Genomic DNA, 26,180 nt, shown 5'->3' on the forward strand with positions numbered 1-26,180 from the left:
GGCGGGGCCGGCGGAGCGCCCGGGGGGCTCGACGCCCGACTCGAGACGGGGCTCGAGACCTGACCCGAAACCTGACCGGAAAACGGATCGCGGAGCTCGGCATGCGCCAGGCGAGGGCCAGCGGCACGCGGATGGGCATGAGCCGGAGGCGGAGGCGTGGCCGCGGCGCGCGACCCCGAGAAGGGATCGCGAAGCTCGGGGTCGATGCGGCGCGGAACGTAGACCCGGCTCGTCCCAGTCCAGGGGTCCATCAGCTCGAGCGCAGCGGCGGTGGGCTCGGACGAGGGCGCGGTGGTGGGGCTCGAGGGAGCGGGCACCACCGATTGCACCGGGACGTTGGCCCAGGGGTTGGCGGCGTCCGAGGACGGATGCGTGCCCGAGGCGTTCGACGTCCCATCGGGCGAAGGTCCAGGGCTGGGTGCGTCGACCGAGGTGGGGGCGGACTCGCCTGCGCTCGGGGAACCATCCGTGGAGCTGGGGCCCGTGGAGCTGGGGCTGGGCGCAGGGCTGGCCCCAACGAGCCATGCGAGCGCGAGTGGAGCCGCCCAAGCCACGAGTCACACCCTAGCACGCGATGGGTGGTCGCACGCGGTCCTCGTGCAGAGCTACAGCGAGCGCGGGTCGGTGAGCGTCCCCGTGATGGCCGCTGCGGCCGCGACCGCGGGCGAGACCAGATAGACGGGCCCCGGCGCGCCCATGCGACGGTCGAAGTTGCGATTGGTGGTGCTCGCGGTGGTCTCTCCGGGCAGCGGGATCCCCGGGCCATTGCCGATGCAGGAGCCGCACCCGGGCGCCGTGACCACCGCACCCAGCGCTCGGAAACGCTCGAGGATCCCCTCGTCCTCGGCGTCGCGGGCCACCGCGGCGCTCGAGGGGGTGACGGTCAGGCGCACGCCCTGCTGCAGCGTGCGTCCACGGAGCACCTCGTCGGCGGCACGGAGGTCGGCCAGCGACCCCCCCGTGCACGAGGCGATCACCACGTTGTGCACCGGCTGTCCCTCGACCTCGGACAGCGGTCGGCGGTTGCGAGAGTCGCCGGGAGTCGCCACCGTCACTGGCACCTTCGACAGGTCCACGTGGATCGTCCGGGCATACTCGGCGCCGGGATCGGGCTCGATCATCCGAGCGATCAGCTCGGCCGCCGCGTCGCCGCGGCGCTCGATCAAGAAGCGACGCACCGACTCGCACGGCTCGACGATGCCGGTCATCAGTCCGCCCTCGACCGTCATGTTGGTCAGCACCGACAGCTCGTCCACGTTCCACTGCTCGAGCCCGGAGCCGCCGAGCTGGATCGCGCAGGTGTCGGTGGGCGACTCTCGCCACTGCTCCTCGCGGAAGTACGGATCGCCGATGAGGTGGAGGATGAGATCCTTGGGGGTGAGCACGCCCTTGGCGTCGCCCTCGACGATCACGCGCACCGTCTTGGGCACGGTGACCGGGATGAGCCCGGTGCGCAGGGCAAAGGCCATGGCGCGCGAGCCCACCCCGAACGCGAACGCGTTGAGCACGCCCGCGGTGGGGGTGTGGCTGTCGGTGAGCACGATGACGTCGCCGGGGCGCGCGTAGTCCTCGACCACCAGGCGATGGCACACGCCGGCCGGCAGCGCACGCCCGGGGCCGTGCAGGCGGATGCCGTTGCGCTCGCAGACCTCCACCATCTCGTCGCGGAGCTTGCGGGCGGGCTCGAGCCGCTGCAGGCGGACCTTCTGCGGCACGGTCTGGTGATCGATGAGCACGAAGTGGTCCTCGAACGCGGCCACCAGCTCGGGGTGCTGCACGGGGGCCTGGCCCCACTCGTCGGCGTAGAGCGACATCACCATTGCGCCCGTGTACTCGTGCACGCCGCGAAAGCCCACCTCGCACAGGACCTGATCGCCCGGGCGCACCGAGCCCAGGCCCGCGGGCTCGGCCGGGCCGGTCCAGGCCTTGCCGGCGCAGATCTTCTCGATGCAGGTCATCGGCCGCGCCGGCACGTCGGTGTCGTAGGTGGGCTCGACCTCTCCGGCCAGGAGCGCGGTGCCGTAGCGCATGAGCCCCCCGTGCTCGGCCACCGCCCGAAAGAACGGCGGCAGCGTCCGTGCGAGCGCGCCCAGGTCGACGTCGTGCCCATCTCGGAGCTGCTGCAGCACCCCGAAGTCGGTGGTGAACGGCAGGCCGCTATAGACCATGTTCTCCTGGAAGATCCGCTGGAAGCTCTTGGCCACCACCAGCTCGATGCCCGCGCCCTGGTGGGCCACCACGGCCACCTCGCGGCTGCTGCCGGAGCCGTAGGCATCGCCGCCCACCACCACCTGGTAGCCCCCGTTCTTGATGCCGTCCTTGGTCACCGCCTCCTTGAAGGTCTCGAGGAAGTAGGGACCGAGGATCTCGCCGGTGTAGCCCAGGGTGCAGGCGGCTCCGCTGATCATGGCGTCGGTGTTGACGCCGTAGTGGAGCTCGGGAGGGTCGTCGGGCTGGAGGTCGAGATCCTCCCCCGCGAGCTGGCGGGAGACGAGCGAGGGGTCCTCGGTCAGCCACAACACACGACCGCTGAGCTTCATCGCCAACCAGCGTACCGCGTCCAAAGATGTTCACAAGATGGCGATTTTCTGTGCATAGAATGACTCGATGAACGAGCATTTGGCGGCGCTGACGCTGGGCGATCTCGAGGCGTTCCTCGAGGTGGTGCAGCGGCGCTCGATCCAGGCGGCGGCCCGCGCGACGGGGCGTTCGCGAGCCACCTACATGCGCGTGCTGGAGACCCTTCAGAACGCCTTCGATGCTCCCGAGCTGCTGCAGCGGGCTCGGGGTCAGCGCCAGGGGGTGCTGACCCCGGCGGGGCAGGAGCTGGCGCGGCGGGCTCGGGTGCAGCTGCGATCGTGGTCGCGGTGGACGGTGGCCACCCGCGACGCCCTGCAGCAGCTGCGTCGCTCGCTACGGGTCGGCACGCTGGCGGGGTCGTTCGATCTGCTGGCCGACATCCTGATGGAGCTGCGGGGCAGCGCGCCGGACCTCGCGCTCTCCGTGATCGAATACCCCGACGACCGGCTGCTGGATGCGGTGGACGCCGGCGAGGTCGATCTGGGCTTTGGCACCCTCGACCCGGAGGGCGTGCCGCCGCGCCTGCACTTCGAGAGCCTGGGGCCGCTGCCGTGGGCGGTGATCGTGCCCGCCAAGTGGTCGGGCTCGCTGCCCGATCGCGTGCGCCTGGCCGACCTCGATGGGGTGCCGATGGTGGTGACGCGGGTGGGTCCGGCCCGCGATCGTCTCGAGCGGGAGTTTGCGCAGTACCGGTCGGGGCCGCTGGTGCTGAACGCGGCGTTCGAGGTCGCCTCGACGCCGCGGGTGGTCGACATGGTGGCGCGAGGCTTTGGCCCGGCGGTGGTCAGCCGCTTTCGGCTCTCGTTCCTTCCGCCCGGGGTGGAGGTGAGGCCGCTTCGCGATGGGCCGGCGCCGCTGGTGGCGGGCGTGTTCCACCGCCGCGAGGCCCGGCCATCGGCGGTGACGGCCGAGCTGGTGGATCGAGCCCGCCGACGCTTCCGCGCGCTCTCGGGGCGAGCGCGCGAGTCGTAGACGTTCGAAACGACGAAGGCCCGAGCACTTTGCTCGGGCCTCGTTCGTCTCGCCAATGGTGGCGGCCCTTCGGGCGCGCCCCTAGTCGCGACTGCCGAACAGGCTCAGCAGGTGGATGAAGATGTTGATGAAGTCGAGGTAGAGGTTCAGCGCGCCGAGGATGGCGATGTTGCCCACCGCGCCGTGCACCAGGTAGATCTGCTTGAGCTTCTGGGTGTCGTAGGCGGTCAGGCCGGCGAACACGAGCACGACCACCACGTCGATGGCCATGTGGGCGGCGGCGCTCTTGACGAAGAAGACGTTGACCAGCGATGCGATGATGATCCCGAACAGGGCCATCAGCAGGAACTGGCCGATGCCGGTCAGGTCCTTCTTGGTGAGGTATCCGAACGCCGCCATCGCACCGAACATGCCCATGGTGGCGACGAACGCCTTGAAGATGGTGCCCACCGCGAAGACGAGCGGGATGAGCGAGAAGGTGATGCCGTAGCAGACGGCCAGCACCATGAAGATGGCCGTGGCGGCGCCGCGGCTCATGTTCATCATGCGGCGACCGAAGATCAGCAGCAGGCCGATCGGCGCGAGCATGGCCACCCATCCCAGCCCGGTCATGCCGCCGTTGCGGAAGTCGAAGAAGGTCATCAGCATCTGCGGCGACTGCGAGATCCCGTAGGCCACGGCGGCCGTCACGGCGACCCCGGCGGTCATCCAGGCGTAGACGCCGTTCATGAATTGGCTGACCCCGGTGTGGAGCTGTGGAGTGCGGCCCACGGGGGGCTGGTAGGCGGGCTGCTGCTGATACCCCTGCATGCGCACAGTGATACCACCTTCGGTTTGGCGGTCAACCGGGCCGGAGGGCCCCGTCGCTCGGGGTTGGCCGGGCGTGCGGTCTCGATGGCAGGATGAGCGCGTCATGTCTCACGGGCCCGTGGATCATCGTTCGGCTGCCGTCACGATGGCGCTGGTGGCGCTCTTGGGGAGCGCGGTGATCGGCTCGGTGGGTTGTGGGCCGCGCGACGGTGCGCAGCGGCGCACGCCCTTCGCCACCCAGATCGCCTACGGACGTCCGGAGACCTGCCCCGAGGGCGCGGTGGATCCCCATGGGGATGGCACGCCGTCGCCCATGGATCTGCGCTGCTCCTACGACGACGGGACCGGCAGCATCCCCACCCGCATCCGCGGTCGAGTGTCCCTCGAGGGATCGCCGGGAACGGTGGGGCGCTCACCGGGCCGCGTCGAGGTGGTGGTGCACGAAGCACCCAAGGCAATCGATGGACCGATCGGCGGTCGGGTTGCCCACGCGTCGACCGATCCACAGGGGGTGTTCGTGGTGAGTGCGATGCTGCGGTCGGGCGAGTACGTGCTGGTCGTGCGCACGCCTGGGCAGGCGCGGCCGCTGGTCGAGCAGCGGATCACCCTCGGTGGTCCCGCGGGGCATCGGATCGAAGGGATCCAATTGGTGGTTCCTCGACGGCTCGACGATCTCGAGCCGCCGGCCGATGACCGAGTGGCGCCTACGCCCTGAGTCGGCGGCGCCGCAGCGCCACGAGCCCCAGGACCATCAGGCCGAAGCCGAGGCCGCCGCGGCCTCCGTCGCGCTGGCGGCAGCCGCAGCCATCGTCGAGCTCGCCGCCCTGGGGCAGGGTGGTGCCCGAGCTCTCGTCGTCCTCGTCGCCCGTGTCCCCCGGAGCAAGGCCGGTGGTGCCCATCGCGTCGTCGCTTCCCGCGGTCTCGTCGGCACCGGTGGAGTCGGCGGAGGGGGTACCCACGTGGATGGTGACCGCCTGGCTCACGCCCTGGTTGTTGCGCGCGTCGAGGGCCACCACGCCGAACACGTAGTCCCCGGCGGGGATGTTGGTGGCGTCCCACTCCCACGGGGGGTCGATGCGCGTGTCGTAGGGATCGCTACCGAGGTAGAGCGTGACCTCGGCCACGAAGCGGTCGTCGCTGGCCTCGGCCGTGATGGTGAAGTCGGAGCCCGGCTCGAACCACTGGCCGTCCATCGGGTAGGTGAGGTCGACGACGGGGGCCGTGTCGTCGCCGGGGTAGGGGATGGCGGCGCACTCGAGCGAGCCGATGTTGGAGCCGTCGAGGAGCGGCTCGCCGCCATCGCGGCAGGTGGGGGGCAGGCCATCGCCGCCGCCGGGCAGGGTGATCTGGATCTCGGCGTAGGTGTCGTGCAAGGCGAGCACGGTGAACGTGCCGCTGCCGCCGGGATCGGTGAACGAGTCGCCCTCGCGCAGGTAGCCGTTTTGGTCCTGACCGAGCTCGTCGAGCACGTAGTTGGGCGGACCGAAGCCGCCGATCTCGTAGGCGATGTTGACCAGCACGCCCGGCTGGGAATTGTCGAACGGGCCGTCGCCGTTGCGGTACTCGAGGTAGTAGAGCCGTCCGTCGTAGGCGGGGAAGCGCAGGGCCTGGGTGCCGTTGCAGGGCAGCTCGGTGGCCATGAGGTTGAACACCCCGTCCGACGTGGCGGTGACCACGTTGCACTCCTGCAGCCAGCCCATGTAGGTCTTCTGCACCACGTTCATGTGGCCGCAGCCGTTGCCCATGGGATCGTAGGGATGGCCGTACTCGACGTGCGAGCAGTCCTCGTAGAGGTTGTGGTCCATGCCCATGGGCACGGCCGGGCAGCTATAGGCGTGGGAGTGGCCCATGCCGTAGTTGTGGCCGAGCTCCTGGTTGCGGACGTTGCAGCCGAATGCGTTGGCGTACCAGCTGTTGCGCGCGGGAAAGTCCGGCGAGCCGACGCTGGCCAGGCCCGCGAAGCTGCAGCCCAGGCCACCGGGGAAGTGGTACATCATCTGGGTGAACTGCGTGGGGTCGTGGCCCTTGTCGATCATCGCGGCATCGGCTCGCTGCACGATGAGATCGGTGTTGCAGCCGTTGGGCATGTCGATCTGGTAGGGCCCGAAGACCTTGCCCGACATGGTCTCGATGCCGTAGGAGATCTCGCCGTAGTACACGTTGGTCGACTCGTTGTCCGTGTACATGCTGTTGGTGGCGTTGCCGTTGTTCAGGCCCATCTGGTCCCAGAACACCAGCACGGTGCCGATCCTCCGCGGGTCGCGAGGCGTGGCGTCGATGATCGGCTGCGGCGGCGGAGCGACCAGCTGCAGCTCGTCGGCCTGCCAGCGCGCGCCGGTGGGCGCCTCGGGGAGCGCCTCGCCCGGCACCCGCACCCAGCTGTCGTAGGCGAGGTCCTCGGGCACCTCGTCGATCAGCAGCTCGTAGACGCCGTCGTCGGTCTTGACGTGGTGGCTGATGCGGCTGCCGCCGTCGAGCAGCGTGGCGATCCGCTTCTCGTAGCGGCCCTCGATCGCGCCGCCGTCGACCAGCGAGCCGTTGCGGGCCGCGTCGAAGCCATCGTCCAGCGCTTCGGGGGCGCAGCCCGGGGGCAGGACCATCAGCGAGGCCACGAGCGCGGGCGTGATCGGAAGGAGGGCGACCGGAAGCGACCAGGCAGGGGCAGAAGCAGGACGAGCGGGCACGGGCATCTCCTGAGAGGGCAACGGGGCGCACGCGATGAAAGCGAGGCGTGCGCCCCGAAGAGTCGCAATTCTCAGGCGCCGAATGGCGAAACTCGTACGCTTCCGTCGATCGTCGAGACTGAGCTAGCTCACGTTCGATCGACGAGCCCGTGCAGGACTCTCTCAGGCGCGAGCGGCGGCACCGCGATCGAGGGGCAGGCCCGACGGGAACGATGCTTCGACACATCGCCGGACGTTGGGAACGCGACGCAGGACGCACGACGCGGTACCGTAGCGCCCAGGAGGAAGGTCGGCGTGGGGTATCGGTCGTCCTACGTGTTGGTCACGCCGGTCCGCGAGGAGGCCGGCCTGCTCGACGAGCTCGCGGCCACCGTGCGTGCGCAGGATCGTCGGCCGGAGCTGTGGGTCATCGTCGATGACGGAAGCACCGACGACACGGCCAACCGGCTGCGCCGGCTGCAATCGAGGGATCCGTGGATCCACGGCGTGACGCTGCCGCGCACCGCCCGAGGAGATCCGCGACGGCCGGCCCAGCTGGTCACCGCCGGCTTTCGTCATGCGGCCGAGCTCGCCGAGGCCGAGGGGATCGATCACCGCTACGTGGTCAACCTCGACGCCGATCTGCGCTGCCCGCCCGGGCTCATCACCGAGCTCATCGAGCGAGCCGAGCGCGATCGCAACGTGGGGATCGTGTCGTGCGTGGTGGCCGAGGTCGCGGACGACGGTCGCGTCGAGCGTCATCGCGAGGTGGTCGACGGGATGCCGCGGGCCGATCTCCGGGTGTGGCGCCGGGCGTGCGTGGAGGAGGTGGGCATGCAGCCGGCCCCGCGCTGGGCCGAGACCACGGGGCTGCGGGCGCGCAACCGCGGCTGGTCGACCCTGGTGTACGACGACCTCGTGGTCGAGGCGGCCACGCCCGGGGTGGTGCGCGACGCCTGGCAGGGCTTTCGGAGCGACGGCGCCGAGGGCTGGGAGGTGGGGATGCACCCGTTGGTCCTCGCCGGGCAGGTGGTGACGGCAGCCGTACAGGATCGCGACCTGCGGAGGGTGGCGATGCTGGCGGGCTACATGGAGGCGGCGATCTCCGGCAAGCGCCGCAGCCACGACCCCGAGCTGCGCGAGTACTTCGGCGAGGGGTTGCTGCGGGCCCAGGCCCGCACCCTCCTGTCGCGGGTGCCCATGGTCGGCCGTCGCTTCCGGCGGCGCCAGTCTTGAGCGGGCGCTTGCCCGACGGCTCGGGGCCGAGGCGTCGTGTGAGCGCACCGGATGAGGAGCCGCACGGGCCATGGTGTCCGATGTGGGGCCGCGGGTGTGCATCATTGTCGGCGACCCATGGCCACGTCGCTGCTGTCGCCCACCGACACCTTCATCGCCCGTCACATCGGGCCCTCCGATCGCGAGATCGAGCAGATGCTCGAGGTGCTCGGCTTGCCCGACCTCCCCGCGCTGGCCGATGCCGTGATCCCCGACGACATCCGCATGCAGGGCTCGCTCGACATCGGGCCCGCGCGCGGCGAGGCGGAGCTGCTCGCGGCACTGCGGCGGACGATGAGCCGCAACCAGGTGCGGCGGTCGTTCATCGGCATGGGCTACCACGGCTGCCTGGTCCCCACCGTCATCGGGCGCAACATCCTCGAGAGCCCGGGCTGGTACACGGCCTACACCCCGTACCAGCCCGAGATCTCGCAGGGGCGACTCGAGGCGCTGCTCAATTTCCAGACCATGATCGCCGACCTCACCGGCCTTCCGCTGTGCAACGCGTCGCTGCTCGACGAGGGCACGGCGGCGGCCGAGGCGATGGCGCTGTGCCACCGGGTGAGCAAGACCAAGCGCGACGTGTTCTTCGTGGCCGATCACTGCCACCCGCAGACGATTGCGGTGGTGCGAGGGCGTGCGGAGGGCCTGGGGCTGACGGTCGAGGTGGGCGATCCGGCCCGCGTCGAGCTGGCCACCACCTTCGGGGTGCTCTTGCAGTACCCCGACACCGAGGGGCGCATCGTCGACATCGCACCGATCATCGAGCGCATCCACGCGGCGGGAGCCCAGGCGGTGGTGGCCACCGATCCGCTGGCGCTGACCCTGCTGCGCCCGCCCGGCGAGCTCGGGGCCGACGTGGTGGTGGGCTCGGCCCAGCGCCTCGGGGTGCCCATGGGCTTCGGGGGACCGCACGCGGCATTCATGGTCACGCGCCAGGAGCACTCGCGGCAGATCCCCGGACGGGTGATCGGGGTCAGCAAGGACGCGCAAGGACACATGGCCCTGCGCATGGCCATGCAGACCCGCGAGCAGCACATCCGCCGCGAGAAGGCCACCAGCAACATCTGCACCGCGCAGGTGCTCTTGGCCGTGATGGCCTCGATGTACGGCGTCTACCACGGGCCCGACGGGCTGCGGCGGATTGCACGGCGGGTGCACGTGGCCGCGCTGGTGCTCGCCCGGCGGCTGCGCGACGCGGGGCACGAGGTCGGGGATGCGCCGTTCTTCGACACGATCACGGTGGCGCATGGCTCGCTGGCGGCGAGCGCCGTGATCGCGGCCGCGGAGGCGGCTGGCTTCAACCTGCGCGAGCTCGACGACCGTCGCGTGGCCATCGCGCTCGACGAGACGGTGACCGAGCACGACCTGCAGGGTCTCTTGCGGGTGTTCGGGGCGCCCGACGAAGGAGTCGACCTGGCTGCGCTCGCGCAGCAGCTCGACGGTCCGCTGCCGGCCCCGCACGCGCGCGACAGCGAGTACATGACCCACGAGGTGTTCTCGCTCTACCACGCCGAGCACGAGCTACTGCGCTACATCCATCGGCTGCAGGCCAAGGACCTGTCGCTCACCACCTCGATGATCGCGCTGGGCTCGTGCACGATGAAGCTGAACGGCACCTCCGAGATGGTCCCCGTGACCTGGCCCGAGGTGGCGCAGCTGCACCCGTTCGCGCCCGCGTCACAGACCGAGGGCTACCGGGCCATGATCGACGAGCTCGAGCGTTGGCTGTCCAACATCACGGGCTTTGCTCGGGTGTCGCTGCAGCCCAACGCCGGCTCGCAGGGCGAGTATGCGGGGCTCTCGGTGATCCGCGCCCATCACCGCGCGCGCGGGCAGGGGCATCGCGACGTGTGCCTCATTCCCGTCTCGGCCCACGGCACCAACCCGGCCTCGGCGGTGATGGCCGGCATGAAGGTGGTGGTGGTGGCCTGCGACGATCTCGGCAACATCGACGTGGAGGACTTGCGGGCCAAGGCCGACCAGCACGCCGAGCGGCTCGCTGCGCTGATGGTGACGTACCCGTCGACGCACGGGGTCTTCGAGGTGGCGATCCGCGAGATCTGCCAGATCGTGCACGACCGCGGGGGACAGGTGTACCTCGACGGCGCCAACATGAATGCGCAGGTGGGGCTGTGCCGCCCGGGTGACTACGGAGCCGACGTGTGCCACCTGAACCTGCACAAGACGTTCTGCATCCCCCACGGCGGTGGCGGGCCCGGGGTGGGTCCGATCGGGGTGGCGGCTCATCTCGCGCCGTTCTTGCCCGGACACCCGGTGGTGCCCACGGGCGGCGAGCAGGCCATCGCCCCGATTGCCGCGGCGCCGTGGGGCAGCGCGAGCATCCTGCCGATCTCGTACGTGTACATCGGCCTGATGGGCTCGGAGGGGCTCGCACGCGCCTCGCAGGTGGCGATCCTCTCGGCCAACTACATGGCGCAGCGCCTGCGTGAGCACTACCGGGTGCTCTACACCGGGCCGCGGGGACGGGTGGCGCACGAGTTCATCGTCGATCTGCGGCCGTTCAAGGCCTCGGCCGGCATCGAGGCCCAGGACGTGGCCAAGCGCCTGATGGACTATGGCTTCCACTCGCCCACCATGTCGTTCCCGGTGGCGGGCACCTTGATGATCGAGCCCACCGAGAGCGAGAGCAAGGCGGAGCTCGATCGCATGTGCGAGGCGCTCATCCGCATTCGGGGTGAGATCGCCAAGATCGAGGCCGGTCAGTGGCCGCGGCAGGACAACCCGCTGGTCAACGCGCCCCACACCGCGGCCATGGTCACGTCCGACGCGTGGGAGCATCCGTACTCGCGGCACGAGGCGGCCTATCCGGCGCCCTGGGTGGTGGCCCACAAGTACTGGCCGCCGGTGGCGAGGGTCGACAATGCATACGGCGATCGGCACCTCCAGTGCACGTGCCCGCCGCTTTCGAACTACGAGGAGTAGGACGCTCGCGTCGTGACGAGCGCGCCGCCACGGACGTGGCGACGCGCTCGGGTCGGTGATCGCGGCCGACCGGTGATCGCGGTTCGTGGGTGATCACTGCTCGTCGGTGATCAGGGTCTCGCGCCAGCCGGCCTGCTCCATCATCGGCGTGAAGAGCTTGACGTAGGGGCCGGCCATGACGTGCTCGAGGCCCTGGATGAGGAGCTCCCGCGCCCGTCGGTCGAGCGTTGCGCGATCGAGCCCGGCGGCGGCCAGCTCGGGCGTCTCCCACTCCGTGTGCAGGAGATAGGGCGCGGGCCCGATCCTGGTCTGCTCCGGCTCGAACCTCGGCTCGGGGGCAAACGGCGGGTTGGCGCCGAAGGTCTGCCCGAGCTCGAGCGTCGAGATGGGATCGAGCATCAAGCTCCCCCAGGGGTTCAGGTCCATGTAGCGCATGAGCATGTAGCCCAGGAATCCGGGAGCCTTGGCGATCTCCGCCATGAGGGCCTTTACGTTGCGTTCGAACGCCGCCTCCTGGCCTGCTTTGACCAGGTTCTCGGCGATGGCCACCGACCGCTGCGGAGGTGCGTAGGGCATCGGCACCCCGGTCTCGCTCGGAAACGCGGCGATCTGGGCGGGGCTGCGGATCGCCGGCAGGTTCGAGGCCACCACCCGATAGGTCATCTCCCACGGGCCCTCGACCAGCACGGGGAAGCAGTGGGCACAGATCTCGAACGCGCGCGCGAAGGCACTGCGGTGGAAGTCCGAGTGCGCGTCTTCGTTCTCCCAGACGGTGTACTGCCAGATGGGCAGTGGGTTGAGCGTCTGCATCATGTGCAGCGCGGCACCGCCGTAGCGGCCCGCCAGCGGCAACGCGCCGGACTGGATCTGGGCCTGGTACCCGAGGAAGCCGGGGTAGCTGGCGGTCAGGTTGCACATCTTGGGCCCGGCGGTCCTCATGCGTTCGAACGCCTCGGGGCAGTTGCTCACCTCGATCATGTTGATGGCGATGATCAGCTCGTCTGTACTCATGACACCCTCCTTGGGTGCGCACACGGATCCGCCGCGCGACCGACGAGCGCTCGCAAACCGCACGCGCCCGTGGCCGCCAATGTCCACGGTCGGTTCGAGGGGGCGCACCTACGACATCCACGATCTAGGGCGAGAGCACTCGTTCACAACCCGAGCGGGGCAGGTCGGCTCGGCCGCGGCGCAGCGCTCGTCGACGGCGCACCAGACGGTAGGAACGCACCTCCACGGCGCGCGGCGGCTGAGAGCGGCCGATCGTGCGCGAGAGCGGCAGGGCGACCCGGGGCGCCCGCCGAGCGCGTGCTGGAGATCTGAGCCCGGCCCTGGCGATCACGGTATGCTTGGCGCGGAGGTCCCATGCGAGCAGTCATCACCGCCGTGCCGGCCCTGATCATCGTTGCGCTCCCGCTGGCGTGCACGGTGGTCGAGACGCCCGACGACAATCCCTTTGCCACCGGGACGCCCACGATGACATCGACGCCGCCCGGCACCGACTCGGGCAGCGGGAGCGGCAGCGGCAGCGGAGGCAGCGGTGAGGGCGACACCAGCAGCGGCGGTCCGGGCAGCAGCGACGGGGTCGACAGCACCGGGGCGCTCACCACGGGACCGATGACCACCGGGGTGAGCATGGGCAGCACCGACGACGGTGGCGGCAACGGGATGCAGCCCGCGATGGGGATGTACTCGGCCTGCGAGATCCCCGAGGACTGCGGCTTCAGTCCCACGCTGTGCATCACCATCGTCGACGACATGGACGTGCTGATCGCGGGCTTCTGCTCGGAGACCGGCTGCGCCAACCCGGCGGTGGACTGCTCGCCGTCGCCCAACGGGGTCGTGACGCCGGTGTGCGTGCCGGTGACCGTCAACGGGATGGCCGACAACGCGTGCGCGCTGCAGTGCACCGGGGGGCAGGCCTGCCCGGCGCCGATGCAGTGCATCAACGTCACCGGGTTCGGCGAGGTCTGTGCGTGACGGGCATGACGCCGCGTGGTAGGGGGAAGTCGATTCCGGTGCACGCTACTGCGCACCGCGGATCCGTGGGCGCGAGCACAGGCCCCAGGACCAGGCGAGGCGGGCCGGAGTCAGCACGGCGGGATCGTCGGGCGGGAGCATGGCAGCGAGCCAGGCGGCGGTGCTCGGGTGGGAGCGAGCCGGCTGCGGGGCGCGATCCTCGGCATCGATCGCTTCGAGGATGCGGCGCAGTGGCTTGCCGACGCTGTGCACGATGATGCATGACGTGGGGAGGGGTCCCGCTCCCTTGCCCAGGCAATCCGGCGCTACCGTCCGTTCGCCCTCGCATGTTTGCGCTGATGGTGTGCAACTGTGGTCGAGCTGTCGGATCCGTGCCAGGGCTCTGGTGCGATAGTTCTTCGTTTTCTTGTCCTCGGTCGCGAGGAGCCGCCGTTCGCATTGGTCCTTGCCGAGATCGATGTAGCTCAGCTCGACGTCGACGGTTGGGCGTGCGAAGAACCCTCGCTTCTCCATGGGCTCGAGCCATGGGCTGCCTCGACCGGCAGTCCTGACCAACTCCAGCGGCAGGATGTTCTCCACGTCGCGGGCTCGTAGATGCTCGACGTGGAGCATGCGCTCGACGCTCGGAGCGGCCTTCAGCGCCTTTGCGAGGCCCCTGGCCGTGCCGCCGAGCTCCGCGTTGGGGTGGTTGCGGTCGCTGTCGAGGATGCAGAGCACGGGATCGCCGTCGGCTGCTTCGTGCGGGACTTCCTGCTGTGCCGTGTTGCCGCCGAGCCCTCGGCATCGGAGGCTCGGCTCACCTGCCGCGGTAGGCGATCGGTGCTCGTGGGCAGTCGCTGGCACGCGCGAGCGCAGCCTCGATGCCCATGCTCTCGCGAGCCATTCGAACCACTTGGCATCGTCGAGGTTCTCGGCGCCGAGCACCGTACGCTCGAGGCGACCGCGCTGCTGCAGCCAGGTCCAGTCCCGGCGATGCCATCGGACCAGGTCGCTCGGAAGCAAGGGATCGTGCGCAGGGCCGTGGAGCAAGAGGCTGTCGGTCACGTCTTGAAAGGCGAGGGGCGGGGTGACCAGCGAGCGCGCGGTGGTCTGCAGTACCGTGCGCTGATCGTCGCTGAGGCCGCTCCACCGGGAGAACTTCTCGAGCAGCCTAGGCGTCGTGCTCACGGCATGATCGCCGCGGGAGAGCGTCTCCCCGAGGGTGCTCACGAACGAGCCGAATGCGGGGTTGCCGACCCAGTCCTCGAGCACCGGGAGGTACTCGTGCTCTCGCAGGGTGATCAGCATCGAAGCGGAAATCAGGGGGAGAGGAATCCGACCGGCCAGTCGCGGAGCGCGCCGTCTTCGCTGAAGCTGGCCATGAACACTCGTGTACCGCCCTCGGGATGGGGCTCGAAGCAGAGCACACCGGCTCGCTCGGGAGCGAGTTGGCCTCGCGCGATCATCATGCCGATCTCGCCGATGAGGTGATCGCTGTGAGTCTCGATGATCTGGATCGGACCCTGGGCGTCGGCCGCGAAGGCTCCGAGCGCCTGCGCCATCAGGACCTGGTGGTGGGGGTGCAGGTGGAGCTCGGGTTGCTCGATGACGATGACGGCGTCCGAGGTCGGGGAGCGGCTCGTGGACTGCGTTCGCCGTGATGCCCACAGCTGTACGGCGACGGGGAGGACCTGCGAATAGCCGTAGCCGACGTCCACGAGATTGTAGCGGCCGTCACTGAGCTCGATGTAGAGGGAGTAGCGCCCACCGGCAGCCTCGACGTTCACCTCGAAGCCGAGCTTGGCGCGAAGCTCCGTGTTCAGGTCCGCGCGCTCCTCGTCGGACAATGCGACCAGGAACATCGCGAGGCTGGCCCCGCTAGGGTCGAGCCGGTCGACCGCGATGCCCTGCGGTGCATAGGCACGCTCGGGCTCCTCGCGAAACGGTCCTATGTACGCGGTACGGTTACCGATCCCCTCGACCAGGAACCTCGCGTCGCTGAGGCGCCGCAGTGCCCAATGGCAGAAGTTGGAACGGCGTAGTCGGTGACCGAGCTCCGGATCCTCGAGCAGTCGCTTCCATTGCTCCTGATCCTCGAAGAGCTGGTCGAGCTCGTCCGAGGTCGTCCAGGGAAGCCAGTCGTTCAAGCTCGGATGCGCGCGCATCAGCCGAAGCACCTGCGTTGTGGCGTCTTCCTCGGGGTAGGCTTCTCGAATGATCCTCCCCTTGGCATCCTCCACGTGATCCGGGTCGGGAATCGGAAACAGCTCACCGGGAATGAGATCCAAGCCGGGCAGCAACCATTCGATGGCGCTCCCTTCTGCTGCCAGGAACGAATCATCTGCGGCTCGGCCCTCAACGGCCTCGAGGACGCCGCCATCGAATCGTAGCGACAGCCATCGGTCCCCGTGCTCCACTTCCACCCGTCGCACACGGCTCCATCCATTGTCGCCGACGAGCACGCTGCGTGCCGTCCACCGCGTTCCATCGGCATCTGCGAACCCGAACGTGAACGTCATGTCCTCGGCGCCCTGTCGAACGGCCGTGTCGAAGCGGCCGAAGTCGACCTCCCCTCGCTCCCACCACAGCAGCGGCTCGCGCTTGCGCTTCGCGGCTGACTGCCTCAGCAGAGGGAACACCCGCGCGAACGTGCTCTTGCCGATCCCGTTGCGCCCCGCCAGCAGCGTCAGGCGACGCAACTCTACCGGCTGCTCCATGCGCAACGCTCGCAGGTTGTCCACCCCGAACGCACACAGAGTCACGCCATCTGCGAGTGGGGGCAGGGCGAAGCGGCTGGTCATCGAGGGCCTCGCTGCGGAGCATACCGCAGGTCGCAGCGGTCGACGCCGTGGCGGTCCAAGCCCACTGGCCCGTGACGGACTCAGGGATCTCAGGTTTCCCGAGACGGTCCGCTGCGCCTCACTCCTCGTCGTCCTCGAGCTCGACCATCAGCGCGGTGATGTTGTCCTTGCCGCCCTTGGCGTTGGCGAAGCGGATCGCCTCGAGCACCGCGTCCTCGACCTCCATGTCGAGGAAGTAGCGCATTTCCTCGTAGCTCTGGATGTAGCAGTGGAAGCCATCCGAGCACAGCACGATGCGGTCGCCGGGGAACAGCGGGATCGGCAGGGTGTCGACCTCGACGTAGTCCTTGTGGCCGACCGCGCGGGTGATGACGTTGCGGCTGTGCGAGCGCTGGGCCTGCTCGGGCGTGATGAGCCCGTGCTTGAGCTGGTAGTTGATGAGGGTGTGGTCCTCGGTGAGCTGGGCGACCTCGCCGTTGCGAACGAGGTAGACCCGCGAGTCGCCCACCTGGCCCACCACGCCCACGCTGCCGCAGACCAGGAAGACCGAGGCCGTGGTGCTCATGCCTCGCTGCTCGGGGTCGAGCTGGCCCATGGTGTGCACCATGTAGCAGGCGTTCTGCACCGCGCCGCGCACGAGCTGGCACAGCTGGGCGGTGCGATCCTTGGCGTCGGTCTCGGCGATCTCCCGGATGATGGCCTCGTTGCGCTTGAGCCACTCCCAGATCAGCTCGACCGCCTCCTGGCTGGCGACCTCGCCCTTGGCTCGACCGCCGACGCCGTCGGCCACCACGAAGACCCCCAGGTCGGGATCGGCGAGGTGCGAGTCCTCGTTGTGCTCGCGGGCGAGGCCTACGTCCGTGTGGCCGAAGTAGCGGATGCGCATCCAACACGACGATACCAGCGCGCTCGCGATCTCGCGAGCGGCCCGTGAGCGCAGTGGCGGTCGCGGACGGTCGCGGTCGAGGGCCGCTCCGGGGCCGCCATCGGGGCCGCCATCGGGGCCGCCAATGGGGCAGTCGGAGGGGCGCATGCGCGGTTGCGCGGTGTGAGAGGGTCACCAAAGGACGCACGCCCGTCGGTCGTTTCGAGTGTCATCCGCCTCACGCGTCGCCCCAGCCCGCAGGCAGCGGCGCATGCACGACGGGCTCGTCGGAGTGGGCCGCGCGGAGATCGATCGCGGCGGCATGCAGGCGCATCGCCGGGGACGACGGGCCACCATAGGCCGCATCGCCCACGATGGGGTGGCCGATCCACGCCAGGTGGGCGCGTGCTTGGTGGCGGTGGCCGGTGATCAGCGACAGCAGCAGCTCGAGCCGCCCGGGATCGTCATGAAGGATTCGCCAGGCCAAGGTGAGCGCAGGCCGTCCGTCCTCGCGCACCGTCACGCGATGGCGTCCCGCGGGGCCGAGCGCGGCGGCGATGGACACGCCGGGCGAACTCGGCGCCGGCCACGGTCCGATCGGGGGAGGCTCGTCGGTGAGAGGAAGCTGCGGGGGAGGCCAGGGGTCGGGGCCGGAGAGCACGCACGCGCGATAGGCCTTGAGCACGCGCCGGGCCCCGAAGGCGCGTCGAGCCGCCCGCCATGCGTCGAGGCTGCGGGCGAACGCGACCACGCCGGTGGTGTCGCGATCGAGACGATGGACCGCCCCGCCTTGGCGCGGCTCGGGGCTCGCATGGGCGCACTCGGGGTGCACGAGCGCAACGGCATCGGCGAGGGTGGGGGGGCCATCCGGACGCAAGCGGTGGGTGTGGGTCCCCGCCGGCTTGCCCACGTAGACGAAGCGCTCGGTACGGGCGAGCACGGTCACCGGCTCGGTCGCCTCTGGAACCGTGAGCCGCAGTGAGAGCTTGGCGCCCAGCGGCACGCGGGTGGAAGGCGGACAGCGGTGTCCGTCGAGCAGCAGCTTGCCCTCGAGGCCGAGCGTGCGGGCGATCCGGCGCGAGATGCCAGGGAGGTGACGGCCCAGGATCACGTCGGCTCGTTGTCCGGCGTCGGCGGGATCGTCGACCACCAGCGCCAGCGCTTCGTGCTCGGTGGTCATGGCTCGGGTTGCTCGGCGGAGGATGGATCGAGGACGAGCGCATCGACCTGCGATCCCGCGGGCAGGGTGCCCGCGCCCGGGGGCAGGGCGAGCAGCAGGTCTGCGCCTGCGATCGAGCATGGATCGCCCGACTGCTGCACCGAGAGCGGCTGCGCCAGCGGACCCTCGGTCCCACCGTCGAGGGGCTGCGTGTCGATCAGACGGGCGCGGACGTAGTGGGCTCGGTTGCCGGCGCCGCGGGCCGGCGCGTGGAGACGCACGCGCATGGTGGCGGAGCGGGGATCGCCACGCACGCCCAGGAGCCGTCGCAGGAGCGGATGGACGAACAGGACGAACGCGACGAGGCTGCTGGCCGGGTTGCCGGGCAGGCCGAAGGCTCGCGCCCCGTCGGTCACGGCGAAGGTGGTGGGCTTGCCCGGGCGCAGCGCGACCCCGCGAAACACCACGCGGGCACCGAGGGCCATCAGCGCGGCGTGGACCAGATCGTGATCGCCGACCGAGATCCCGCCCGACGTCACCAGCACGTCGTGCTCGAGCCCCCGCGCCAGGGCGGCCCGGAGGCGCTCGGGCTCGTCGTCCACCTGGCCCAGATCGATCGGAATTGCGCCGGCTCGGCGCACCATCGCGGCGAGCACGAGGCCATTGGAGCTGACGACCTGACCGGGATCCGGGCGCTGGCCCACGGGCACCAGCTCGTCGCCGGTGCTGAGGATCGCGACGGTGGGACGGCGGTGGACGGGCACGGTGGCGTGCCCGCTGCCCGCGAGCAGGGCGATGTCGCCGGGACCGAAGCGTCGCCCGACGCGTGCCACCACGTCACCCTCGCGCAGCTCGCTGCCCGCCGGGCGCACGAAGGTGCCGGGCTCGAGCGTGCCGAGCGAGTCGCCGTCGATCACCAGGCGATCGCCCTCGCGTCGGGTGTCTTCCTGGGCGATCACGGCGTCGGAGCCCGCGGGCAGCACGGCGCCGGTGGAGATCCTGGCCGCATGGCCCTCGCCGAGCGGTGCATCGCTGGGATGGCCGGCTGCGCTCTCGCCTCGGACCGTGAGCACCAGCGCGCTGCTGCAGGCGCGCAGGGTGGCGACGTCGAGGCTGCGCACCGCGTAGCCGTCCATGATGCTCACGTCGCGCTGGGGGAGATCCCAGCGGGCCTGCAAAGGGGCCGCGGCGATGCGGCCGTCGATCTCGGCGACGGGGACGTCCTCGGCCGGCAGCGCAGCGGCGTGCTCGAGGACGAGACGCTGGGCCTCTTCGACCGAGATCGGCATGGGGGGATGATAGGCGGGGAGCGCCGTGGTGGCAGCGAGAGAGGCGGGGGCGGGAACGAGGACGAGAAATCGGCAATCGTTGCCGATTTGGCGGAAGCTGCGCAGTGAAAGGGGGCAGCGTGGCGCGAGCGGCGATCAGCGCTCGGGGTCGATGGCGTCGCGCGGGTACGGGGGGGCGGCAGCAGGTTGCTCGCGATGAGAGTGTTGGTGAACTCGGGGTAGGTGAAGGCGGGAACGGCTCAGCCGTTCTCCGGGGCACCGATCTCGATCCACTCCCGCACGATCGCCACGACCTCGGCGTCGCTCAGGGCGATGCCGTTGGCGGGCATCGGCCCGCCGCCCTCGGGCTCGCAGCGGGAGAGCACCTCGAGCAGGTAGCTGCCCTCGGGATCGCCAGGTGCCACCAAGGGGCGCGAGACCTCGCGCTGCATCGCATGCTCGATCAACTCGGTGTGGAGATCGACGGCCAGTAGATCGAGACTGCCCGCCCGACTCTGGCCGTGACACGAGGAGAACACACAGGAGGGCTCGAACAAATGCTCGCGGATCGACGCGAGGGTCGCGGGTGCGACGAGGTCGGCGGTGGGGTCCACATCGACGCAGCTCGGCGGCGATGGGGCCTCGGAGGGCTCGGCCTTTGGCGGGACGTACAGCGGCAGCTCGAGCTCGTAGGAGGCAGGCATGGTGTGAGCGAGGCCCTTGGGGATCCGCACCCACTCGCACGGCCCCTCGAGCATGCGCACGCCATCCTGTACGTCGACCAGCTCGGTGCCCTCGCGCACGCCGCCTATCACCACCGAGTCCGCATCGGCGAGGACGAGCGCCAGGCACATCTCCCCTTCGCCGAGGCCCCACTGCAGTTCCTGCGGGAGCCAGTTGTCGTAGCCGCAGGTGAAGGCGAGGCCCTCGGCGTCCTCGATCGAAAGCGGTGGATCCAGGGCATGGCCCAGCGCCTCGGCATCGAAGCCCTCCACCCCGTACACCGAGACCCCGTCGTGTTCCCCTCCGATCACGCGCAGGTCGAAGTGGTCGCCGAAGCCATGGAAGTGGGGGAGCACGTAGTGCAGCGCCATGGGAGGCCACGGCGGGAGCCGAGGGCCCTCTCCATCCTCGGGCTCCGGTGCGGTCTGGCACCTCCCCGTATGCCGCGAGCGTGTGTCCCCGGGGATGTGTAGATCGAGGTACGACAAGAGCACGGGCGAGAGCACCGCGTCGACCAGGCCGGGGTGCACGAGCTCGAGCTCGAGCCACAGCCGCGTCGTGAGCGGCCGTGGGCTGGTGTTGAGCAGGTGAACGTCGGCCACCACTCGAGAGCGGGGGGGGATCTTGACCACCGCCCCTTCGGCGAAGCGCTGCTGCTCGGTGCGGGCCTGGGTCGACTGCGCGAACAAGATCGTTCCCGCCATCGCGGCCGAGATCTCTTCGAAGTCCCGCTCGCCGCAGTCCCAGTAGCCGTCGGGCCCCGGGTAGACCTCGTCGCTCACCACGAACCAGTTGCCGTGGTGGAAGCCCCCGCCGTTGTCCTGGCGGATGGAGCGGACGTAGAGCGGCGCCTCGTTGTCGAGGGTCCAGCTCACGCAGGTGAGCTCGTCGGCCCCCGGATCCACCTCGCGCTCGGGCAGCACGTGGTGCAGCGTGGCGGTGAGCGGGCCGAGCTCGTCGAGCGACGGGGGCTCGGGGGTGGGCTCGGGCTCCTCGGCCACGGGGCAGGCCAGGCACAGCAGCAGCGGGATCGGCCGCAGATGTTGGCGTGTGCTCAAAAGTCCACCCTCAGGCCCAGGCTTGGGAAGATCGGCAGGCCCAGGCTCGCGTCCTTGCGGCGGTAGTCGGGGCTGTAGAGGTACGCCTCCACGTTCTGGCGATTGTAGATGTTCTGCACGTCGAGGTAGGCATTGATGATGGCGCGGGAGCGGTACCAGCGCTTGTCCACGCGCAGGTCGAGCTGGTGGAACAGCGGAAAGCGGGCCGAATTCTCCGGTCCGTAGATGGTGCCCGCGGTCGTTCCGACGCCAAGCTCGGCAGGCGTGTCGATCGCACCGACGATCGGGGTGTAGGGCGAGCCGCTGACGACGCGAAAGCGTCCACCGATGCGCCAGTGCCGTGGTAGCGCATAGCTGGCCACGACGGCGAGGTTGTGTCGCTGGTCGAAGGGGTCGATGACGATCTGGCGCGCGGCAGGTCCTTCGCCGTCGATTCGGCGGGCCCAGCTCAGCGTGTACGAGACCCAGCCGTAGAGGGGTCCCACGTTGTGGCGGCGCAGCAGCAACTCGAAGCCGTAGTTGCGGGTGGCGGGAGGAAAGCCGGGGATCACCGCACCGCTGGCGTCGGGCGCGAGGCTGAGGCTCTCGTCCCGTAGACGCAGGTAGCCGCCCACCTCGATCGCCCATGCGCTCGTGGGAGTGTAGGTGAGGGCGGTGCTCATCTGCAGAGCCTGAGCCAGGCGGACCTGGGAGGACTCGGGTGACAGGAGGATCTCGGGGAGGAGGTCGTTCACCGAGGAGGGGAAGCGCCAACGGTTGATGGTGGCGAAGCCCAGGGTCTCGGTGAGGAACGCGAACGTGCGGCTCGAGGCGACGTCGAGCTGGGGCTGCGAGTAGAGGCCGATGCCACTGGCCCAGACCCACTTCGCCGAAGCCTCGAGCCGGGCCAGCAAGCGAGGATCCACGCTGAGCCTGGCCGTGCGGTCGAGGGTGAAGGCGTTGAGCCTCACGCCGGGCATCAGGCTCAGCCGACCAAGGCGTAGATCGGTCGTGGCATAGAGGCCCGTCGAGGTCTGCAGCGCGTGCACCTGCTGCTCGATGATCCCCTCCGGGCTGAAGGTCTCGAACTCGGCGTCGAAGGGATCGAGCTCGACGTCGGCGCCGAAGGTGAGGGTCGCCCGCGGTCCGAGGCGACCCGAGAGCTCGGCTCTCGCGCTGGTCACGTAGTCGCGACGTCGAGCGCGATCGTCGCCAGCCCCGATCGATTGGTGTTCGTAGCGAAACGAGGGAGTGAGCAGCAGCCGCCACGGTCCGCCGCGGTGTCGGAGCTCGAGGTCCACGCGGTGGAAACCGGCCCGCAGCTCGAGGCCCTCGTCGATCACGCCTCCGTTGCGAACGCGGTTGGTGACCCGATCCTCCGAGCCCAGCACGCGCGTGGTGACGATGGCGCCTCGCCCCACTGGCTCGTCGATGAACATCTGGTAGTCCCAGGCGGCTGGCAGCACGAAGGTCTCGTTGGGATCGACGTTCTCCACCACCCGCAGGAACGCGTCGACGTAGCTGCGCTGGGCGGCCACGAGGAACGAGCCCGGACCGAGCGGGCCCTCCATCATCCCACCGCTGGCAGCGAGGTCGACCTCTCCGTAGCCGTGCACGCCATCGCGTCGGCCCACGCGAGGGCGCAGCATCACCGCGCCGCCGGTGCCATTGCCGTAGCGGCTGGAGAAGTTACCCGGCACGAATTCCACCTCGTCGAGGGCATCGGACGGGACCACGCTGGCGATCGCCAGCGCATGGAAGGCCCTCGGTACCCGGTGCTCGCCCACGAACACCACCGACTGCTTCGGGCTCGCCCCGCGCAGCACCAACAGGCCCAGGCCGCCGGGGGTGCGTGCCACTCCCGGCAGCGATTGCAGGGCCCGCAGCGCATCGCCTTGCGCACCCGGCACGGTGGCGATCTCCTCGCGGTCGAGCCGTCGTGGCGACACCCCCGGCTGCACGTCGCGGTGGGTGGGGACCACGGTGCGGTAGGAGTTGGACGACATCGGCTGGAGCACGACGAGCGCGTGCGAGGCCGGAGCTGCATCGAGCACGGTGTCGAAGCGCTCGAAGCCGGGCGCGAGCACCACCACCCGCACGCGGCCGGTGGGTACCCGCAGCTCGACATGACCGTGGTCATCGGTCTGCGCGACCGTGGTCCAGGCCGGGTGCTCGTCGGGGGCGGTGACCGTCACGCGCACGTCCGGCAGCGGCACTCGATCGCCGGCTCGCCGTACGGTGACGCGGAGCACCACACACGCCGCGGCTCGATCGTCCTCGCAGACCGGGGGGGCTGCACGTACGCTCGATGGGCTCGCGAGCCCCACCGCCACCGCGATCATGGCGACACGACGTCGAAGTCGAAGATCGACCATGTCTGGCTCTCGCGGTCGTCGGTCGCGGTGATGATCATGGTGAACGACGAGCCCTCTTCGTCGGGTACCCGTAGGCGCTTGCCCGCGTCCTCGAGGACATCGGCGGTGGTATGCCACCGGTGCACTACGAACTCGGAGCGGACCGCGAAGCCACTGGGACGGAGGGCAAGATGGTCTTGGTAGTCGCGGCCCTCGCGGGCCGTGGTGAGGTGGAACGCCGCTCCGGCGGGAAGCTGCGCCCGTTCCCCCGGCCATACCAGGTGCGCCTCGCCGGGGGCAGTGAGCGTGATCCAGGAGATCCGGGGGGCGAAGTTGGGAGCGAGATCGAACGGCACCGGGGGCAGCTCCAGGGGCAGATAGCCCGTGTCGTCCAGCAGGATGCCTTGCTCGAGCATGATCTCCACGATTCGCGGGCTGGGACCGAGATTGATCCGTCGCCTTCCCACCAGGCAGTCCCACGAGAGCCGGGAGGCGTCGGTCGTGAGCCGATCGATGCACTCTTCGGTGGAGATGCTCACGCCGACCACGAAGTACACGCTGGTCTCCTGACGGTAGAACACGCGATCGGGGGCCAGGTCCTGGACCGTGATCTCGATGGAGGCCCCGCTTCCTGCGTCGCAGCTCGTGTCGCCGAGCAGCGGCTTCGTGGGATCACAGGGCCCCGTCGGAGGTCTCACCGCGACGTCGAAGTAGGGAACGCTGGTCAGCAGCCAGCGGGGCTCGAGCGGCTCGAGGTCGAGCACGCCGTCCTCGTTGGCGACCAGGGCGGTCAGGCGTATGCGATCCCCCGGCAGGGCCTCGCTGCGAACGCGGTCGGCGGGGATCGGGAGCAGATCGGTCGACAGCGGCCCTGGCTCGACCACCTCCATGCTCAGGCCGATGACCTCGTAGTCCTCGGTGAGCAAGCTGCTCGGCGGAGACCCGGGCAGGCACGCGCACAGGCAGAGCGCTCCGACGCCCGCGGTCCGTTGTGGTGGCCTCCGCACCATCCCGGCGATCATACACCGAGTGCGAATGTGACGACCGGTGGAAGGTCTCGAACGTCCCACCGCTACTGCACTCGCGCCGCCCACAAGCCCGAGCGATCGCCGTCGTGCACCGACCATGCGACGACGTCGTCGTCATACGGCCAAGGATGTCCGAGCTCCGGGTGGGGGCCCGGCACGAACCGAAATACGTCGCGATCGAGCAAGGTGTGCTCTCCGGTGCCGGGGTCCTCGATCCACAGGTCGCCGTGGTGAGAGTCATCGATGTCCCGGACGGTCGCGATGCGGTCCTCCGACAGCATCGCGGGCCAGTATGCATGCTCGGCCAGTAGCTCCGGCTCGCCCGCCCGCGCAAGGACCCGCCAGTAGGAGTAGTCCCACTCATCGTGCTCGATCGCGACGATGACCTCTTCGCCGTTGACTTTGATGTCGTCCACCTCGGCGAGGAAGCTCGGCTCGCCGGATGCGAGATCCATGCGATACAGCGAGAACCTCCGCTGCTCGTCCAGGCGCTGGCCCAACAACAGCCCATCGGGTGGGCTGCGGTGGCTGATGAACCACCCCGGTCCCTCCAGATCGATCCGCTCGAGCGAGGGAAGCACCACCAGGCTCGACGACCCATCCGCACGGTCGATCAGCGCAACGTCGATCCGGATGTTGGAGTCCAAGACGTTGACCCGTCCGATGTCGTCGTAGACGTCCTCGCCGCTGGTCCGATCGAGCAAGTGCACGGGTCCTGCCTCCTGGGGGGCCGGGGGCTCGGGCGTGCCTTCTTGCCAAAGCACCCAGCGGCCATCGACGGACACGTCCATCGCCGCCACTCCAGTGCGCAGGACGGTGGCCTGCCGCGTGGGGAGCTCGATCGACACGAGCTCGCCGTCGCGTGTCACGGCGAACGCCGTCTCGGCGGCCACCGAGAAGAACACCGTGTTGTTGTATCGGGGTTCGGTGTAGGGAACGACCACCTCGTCGAGTAGCGCAATGGACGGTGCACTGGGCATGGTGATGTCCGGATGGAACGTCAGCGTGCCGAAGTCCTCCGTGGACCCGCGCTCCACCCCGAGGATGCCACCGAGGGTCGGGTAGATCTTCCCGCCGACGTCCTTCAGCAGCCGTGTGGGCGCTTGCTCCCCCGAAGGATCGAGCGCGAAGACGTCTCCGGACGAGGCGTTGCAACCCAGGAGGGCAGCGCTGTAGCCCTCGGACGTGTACATGAAGTCGATGTCGTTCGCGAGCAGCCGGGGCTCCTCCCCGCAGTGATCGATGGAGTAGATCGCCGTCGTCGAGGGAGACGAGCGCTGGGGCGGATAGCCCTCACCGGGCGGCAACGTCATGTACCCACCAGGAGGCGGTCCTCGGACGCCGGGAGGGTCAACGTGCCGACGAAGTAGTCGTCCGGGCCCACCGTCAACAGCCGCACCCGATCCTCGGAGCCGCACAGCTCGCCGAGCGGCGTCGTCGGGATCGGTGCCCCCGGGCCGCACCCGAGCAGGAGGGCACTTGCCGCGATCCAGGGTCGAAGCCTCGGCCCGATGAGCAGTGCTCGATCGTTGCTCACGACTCACGCTAACAGCGACCGACGGCCATCGAAAGCGGATCGAACGGGCCACATCGAACATCTTGGAGCGCACGGGTGCCCGAGGGCTCTCGCCCCCATGACCGACGCCGGATGCCCTCCGAATGGCACACCAAGGCTGTCCCTTGGAGATTGCGTTCCTTGGAGGATCGTGCTGAGACTCGGTCGGTATGGGTGGCGCCGGA

The 26,180-nt window shown here is 69.7% G+C and carries 19 protein-coding genes; 5 read left to right on the top strand and 14 right to left on the bottom strand.

Annotation, left to right across the window (positions count from 1 at the left end; genetic code table 11):
- Positions 1–605: 605 nt before the first annotated feature.
- Positions 606–2,540 (bottom strand): aconitase family protein, encoded by a 1,935-nt coding sequence (locus OEB96_RS21210; protein WP_266218249.1) that lies wholly within the window; start codon positions 2,538–2,540, stop codon positions 606–608.
- A gap of 67 nt (positions 2,541–2,607) precedes the next feature.
- Between OEB96_RS21210 and OEB96_RS21215 the strand changes: the two genes are divergently transcribed.
- On the top strand, positions 2,608–3,552 hold the full coding sequence (locus OEB96_RS21215; RefSeq protein ID WP_266218250.1) for a LysR family transcriptional regulator: 945 nt from the start codon (positions 2,608–2,610) through the stop codon (positions 3,550–3,552).
- Between the two features lie 81 nt (positions 3,553–3,633).
- Here the strand turns inward: OEB96_RS21215 and OEB96_RS21220 are convergent, their stop codons facing one another.
- Complete coding sequence (locus tag OEB96_RS21220; RefSeq protein WP_266218252.1) at positions 3,634–4,362, bottom strand: Bax inhibitor-1/YccA family protein; 729 nt, start codon at positions 4,360–4,362, stop codon at positions 3,634–3,636.
- Positions 4,363–4,465: 103 nt separating this feature from the next.
- Here OEB96_RS21220 and OEB96_RS21225 point away from each other — a divergent pair, with 103 nt between their 5' ends.
- Positions 4,466–5,077 (top strand): hypothetical protein, encoded by a 612-nt coding sequence (locus OEB96_RS21225; protein WP_266218254.1) that lies wholly within the window; start codon positions 4,466–4,468, stop codon positions 5,075–5,077.
- On the opposite strand, the gene OEB96_RS21230 is transcribed toward OEB96_RS21225, so the two are convergent.
- Entirely contained in the window at positions 5,067–6,974 is a 1,908-nt protein-coding gene (locus tag OEB96_RS21230) for an Ig-like domain-containing protein (RefSeq protein ID WP_266218256.1), read from the bottom strand. The two genes, OEB96_RS21225 and OEB96_RS21230, sit on opposite strands and share 11 nt — an antisense overlap.
- 366 nt (positions 6,975–7,340) lie before the next feature.
- Between OEB96_RS21230 and OEB96_RS21235 the strand changes: the two genes are divergently transcribed.
- Both OEB96_RS21235 and gcvP read left to right on the top strand, forming a co-directional pair.
- Positions 7,341–8,261, top strand: coding sequence for a glycosyltransferase family 2 protein (locus OEB96_RS21235; protein ID WP_266218257.1), 921 nt, complete (start codon positions 7,341–7,343; stop codon positions 8,259–8,261).
- A 117-nt stretch (positions 8,262–8,378) separates the two neighbouring features.
- On the top strand, positions 8,379–11,246 hold the full coding sequence (gene gcvP / locus OEB96_RS21240) for an aminomethyl-transferring glycine dehydrogenase (RefSeq protein WP_266218259.1): 2,868 nt from the start codon (positions 8,379–8,381) through the stop codon (positions 11,244–11,246).
- Between the two features lie 93 nt (positions 11,247–11,339).
- On the opposite strand, the gene OEB96_RS21245 is transcribed toward gcvP, so the two are convergent.
- A complete protein-coding gene (locus OEB96_RS21245; protein WP_266218261.1) occupies positions 11,340–12,257 on the bottom strand; it encodes a sulfur oxygenase reductase family protein in 918 nt (305 codons plus the stop codon).
- 354 nt (positions 12,258–12,611) lie between these two features.
- Here OEB96_RS21245 and OEB96_RS21250 point away from each other — a divergent pair, with 354 nt between their 5' ends.
- Positions 12,612–13,226: a hypothetical protein gene (locus tag OEB96_RS21250; RefSeq protein ID WP_266218262.1), complete on the top strand. Its 615-nt coding sequence runs from the start codon at positions 12,612–12,614 to the stop codon at positions 13,224–13,226.
- Between the two features lie 45 nt (positions 13,227–13,271).
- Here OEB96_RS21250 and OEB96_RS21255 read toward each other — a convergent pair whose 3' ends face one another.
- The 10 genes from OEB96_RS21255 to OEB96_RS21300 form a co-directional block, all read right to left on the bottom strand.
- Positions 13,272–14,513, bottom strand: coding sequence for a hypothetical protein (locus OEB96_RS21255; RefSeq protein WP_266218264.1), 1,242 nt, complete (start codon positions 14,511–14,513; stop codon positions 13,272–13,274).
- Between the two features lie 11 nt (positions 14,514–14,524).
- Entirely contained in the window at positions 14,525–16,006 is a 1,482-nt protein-coding gene (locus OEB96_RS21260) for an AAA family ATPase (RefSeq protein ID WP_266218265.1), read from the bottom strand.
- Positions 16,007–16,124: 118 nt separating this feature from the next.
- Complete coding sequence (locus OEB96_RS21265) at positions 16,125–16,892, bottom strand: PP2C family protein-serine/threonine phosphatase (RefSeq protein ID WP_266218267.1); 768 nt, start codon at positions 16,890–16,892, stop codon at positions 16,125–16,127.
- Positions 16,893–17,109: 217 nt separating this feature from the next.
- Entirely contained in the window at positions 17,110–18,051 is a 942-nt protein-coding gene (locus tag OEB96_RS21270; RefSeq protein ID WP_266218268.1) for a pseudouridine synthase, read from the bottom strand.
- Positions 18,048–19,319 (bottom strand): molybdopterin molybdotransferase MoeA, encoded by a 1,272-nt coding sequence (locus OEB96_RS21275; RefSeq protein ID WP_266218270.1) that lies wholly within the window; start codon positions 19,317–19,319, stop codon positions 18,048–18,050. The genes OEB96_RS21270 and OEB96_RS21275 overlap by 4 nt, the downstream gene beginning before the upstream one ends.
- A gap of 239 nt (positions 19,320–19,558) precedes the next feature.
- A complete protein-coding gene (locus OEB96_RS21280; protein WP_266218272.1) occupies positions 19,559–21,079 on the bottom strand; it encodes a hypothetical protein in 1,521 nt (506 codons plus the stop codon).
- Positions 21,076–23,400 carry a TonB-dependent receptor gene (locus tag OEB96_RS21285; RefSeq protein WP_266218273.1) on the bottom strand — a complete coding sequence of 775 codons (2,325 nt, stop codon included), beginning with the start codon at positions 23,398–23,400 and terminating at the stop codon, positions 21,076–21,078. The genes OEB96_RS21280 and OEB96_RS21285 overlap by 4 nt, the downstream gene beginning before the upstream one ends.
- Positions 23,397–24,422 carry a hypothetical protein gene (locus OEB96_RS21290; protein ID WP_266218275.1) on the bottom strand — a complete coding sequence of 342 codons (1,026 nt, stop codon included), beginning with the start codon at positions 24,420–24,422 and terminating at the stop codon, positions 23,397–23,399. Before OEB96_RS21290 ends, OEB96_RS21285 begins: the two co-directional genes overlap by 4 nt.
- Positions 24,423–24,484: 62 nt before the next feature.
- Positions 24,485–25,753: a hypothetical protein gene (locus OEB96_RS21295; protein ID WP_266218277.1), complete on the bottom strand. Its 1,269-nt coding sequence runs from the start codon at positions 25,751–25,753 to the stop codon at positions 24,485–24,487.
- Positions 25,750–25,977, bottom strand: a complete 228-nt coding sequence (locus OEB96_RS21300; protein WP_266218279.1) for a hypothetical protein — start codon at positions 25,975–25,977, stop codon at positions 25,750–25,752. The genes OEB96_RS21295 and OEB96_RS21300 overlap by 4 nt, the downstream gene beginning before the upstream one ends.
- Between the last annotated feature and the right edge of the window lie 203 nt (positions 25,978–26,180).

The organism is Paraliomyxa miuraensis (genome assembly GCF_026337845.1).
Classification (GTDB): domain Bacteria; phylum Myxococcota_A; class Polyangia; order Nannocystales; family Nannocystaceae; genus Paraliomyxa; species Paraliomyxa miuraensis.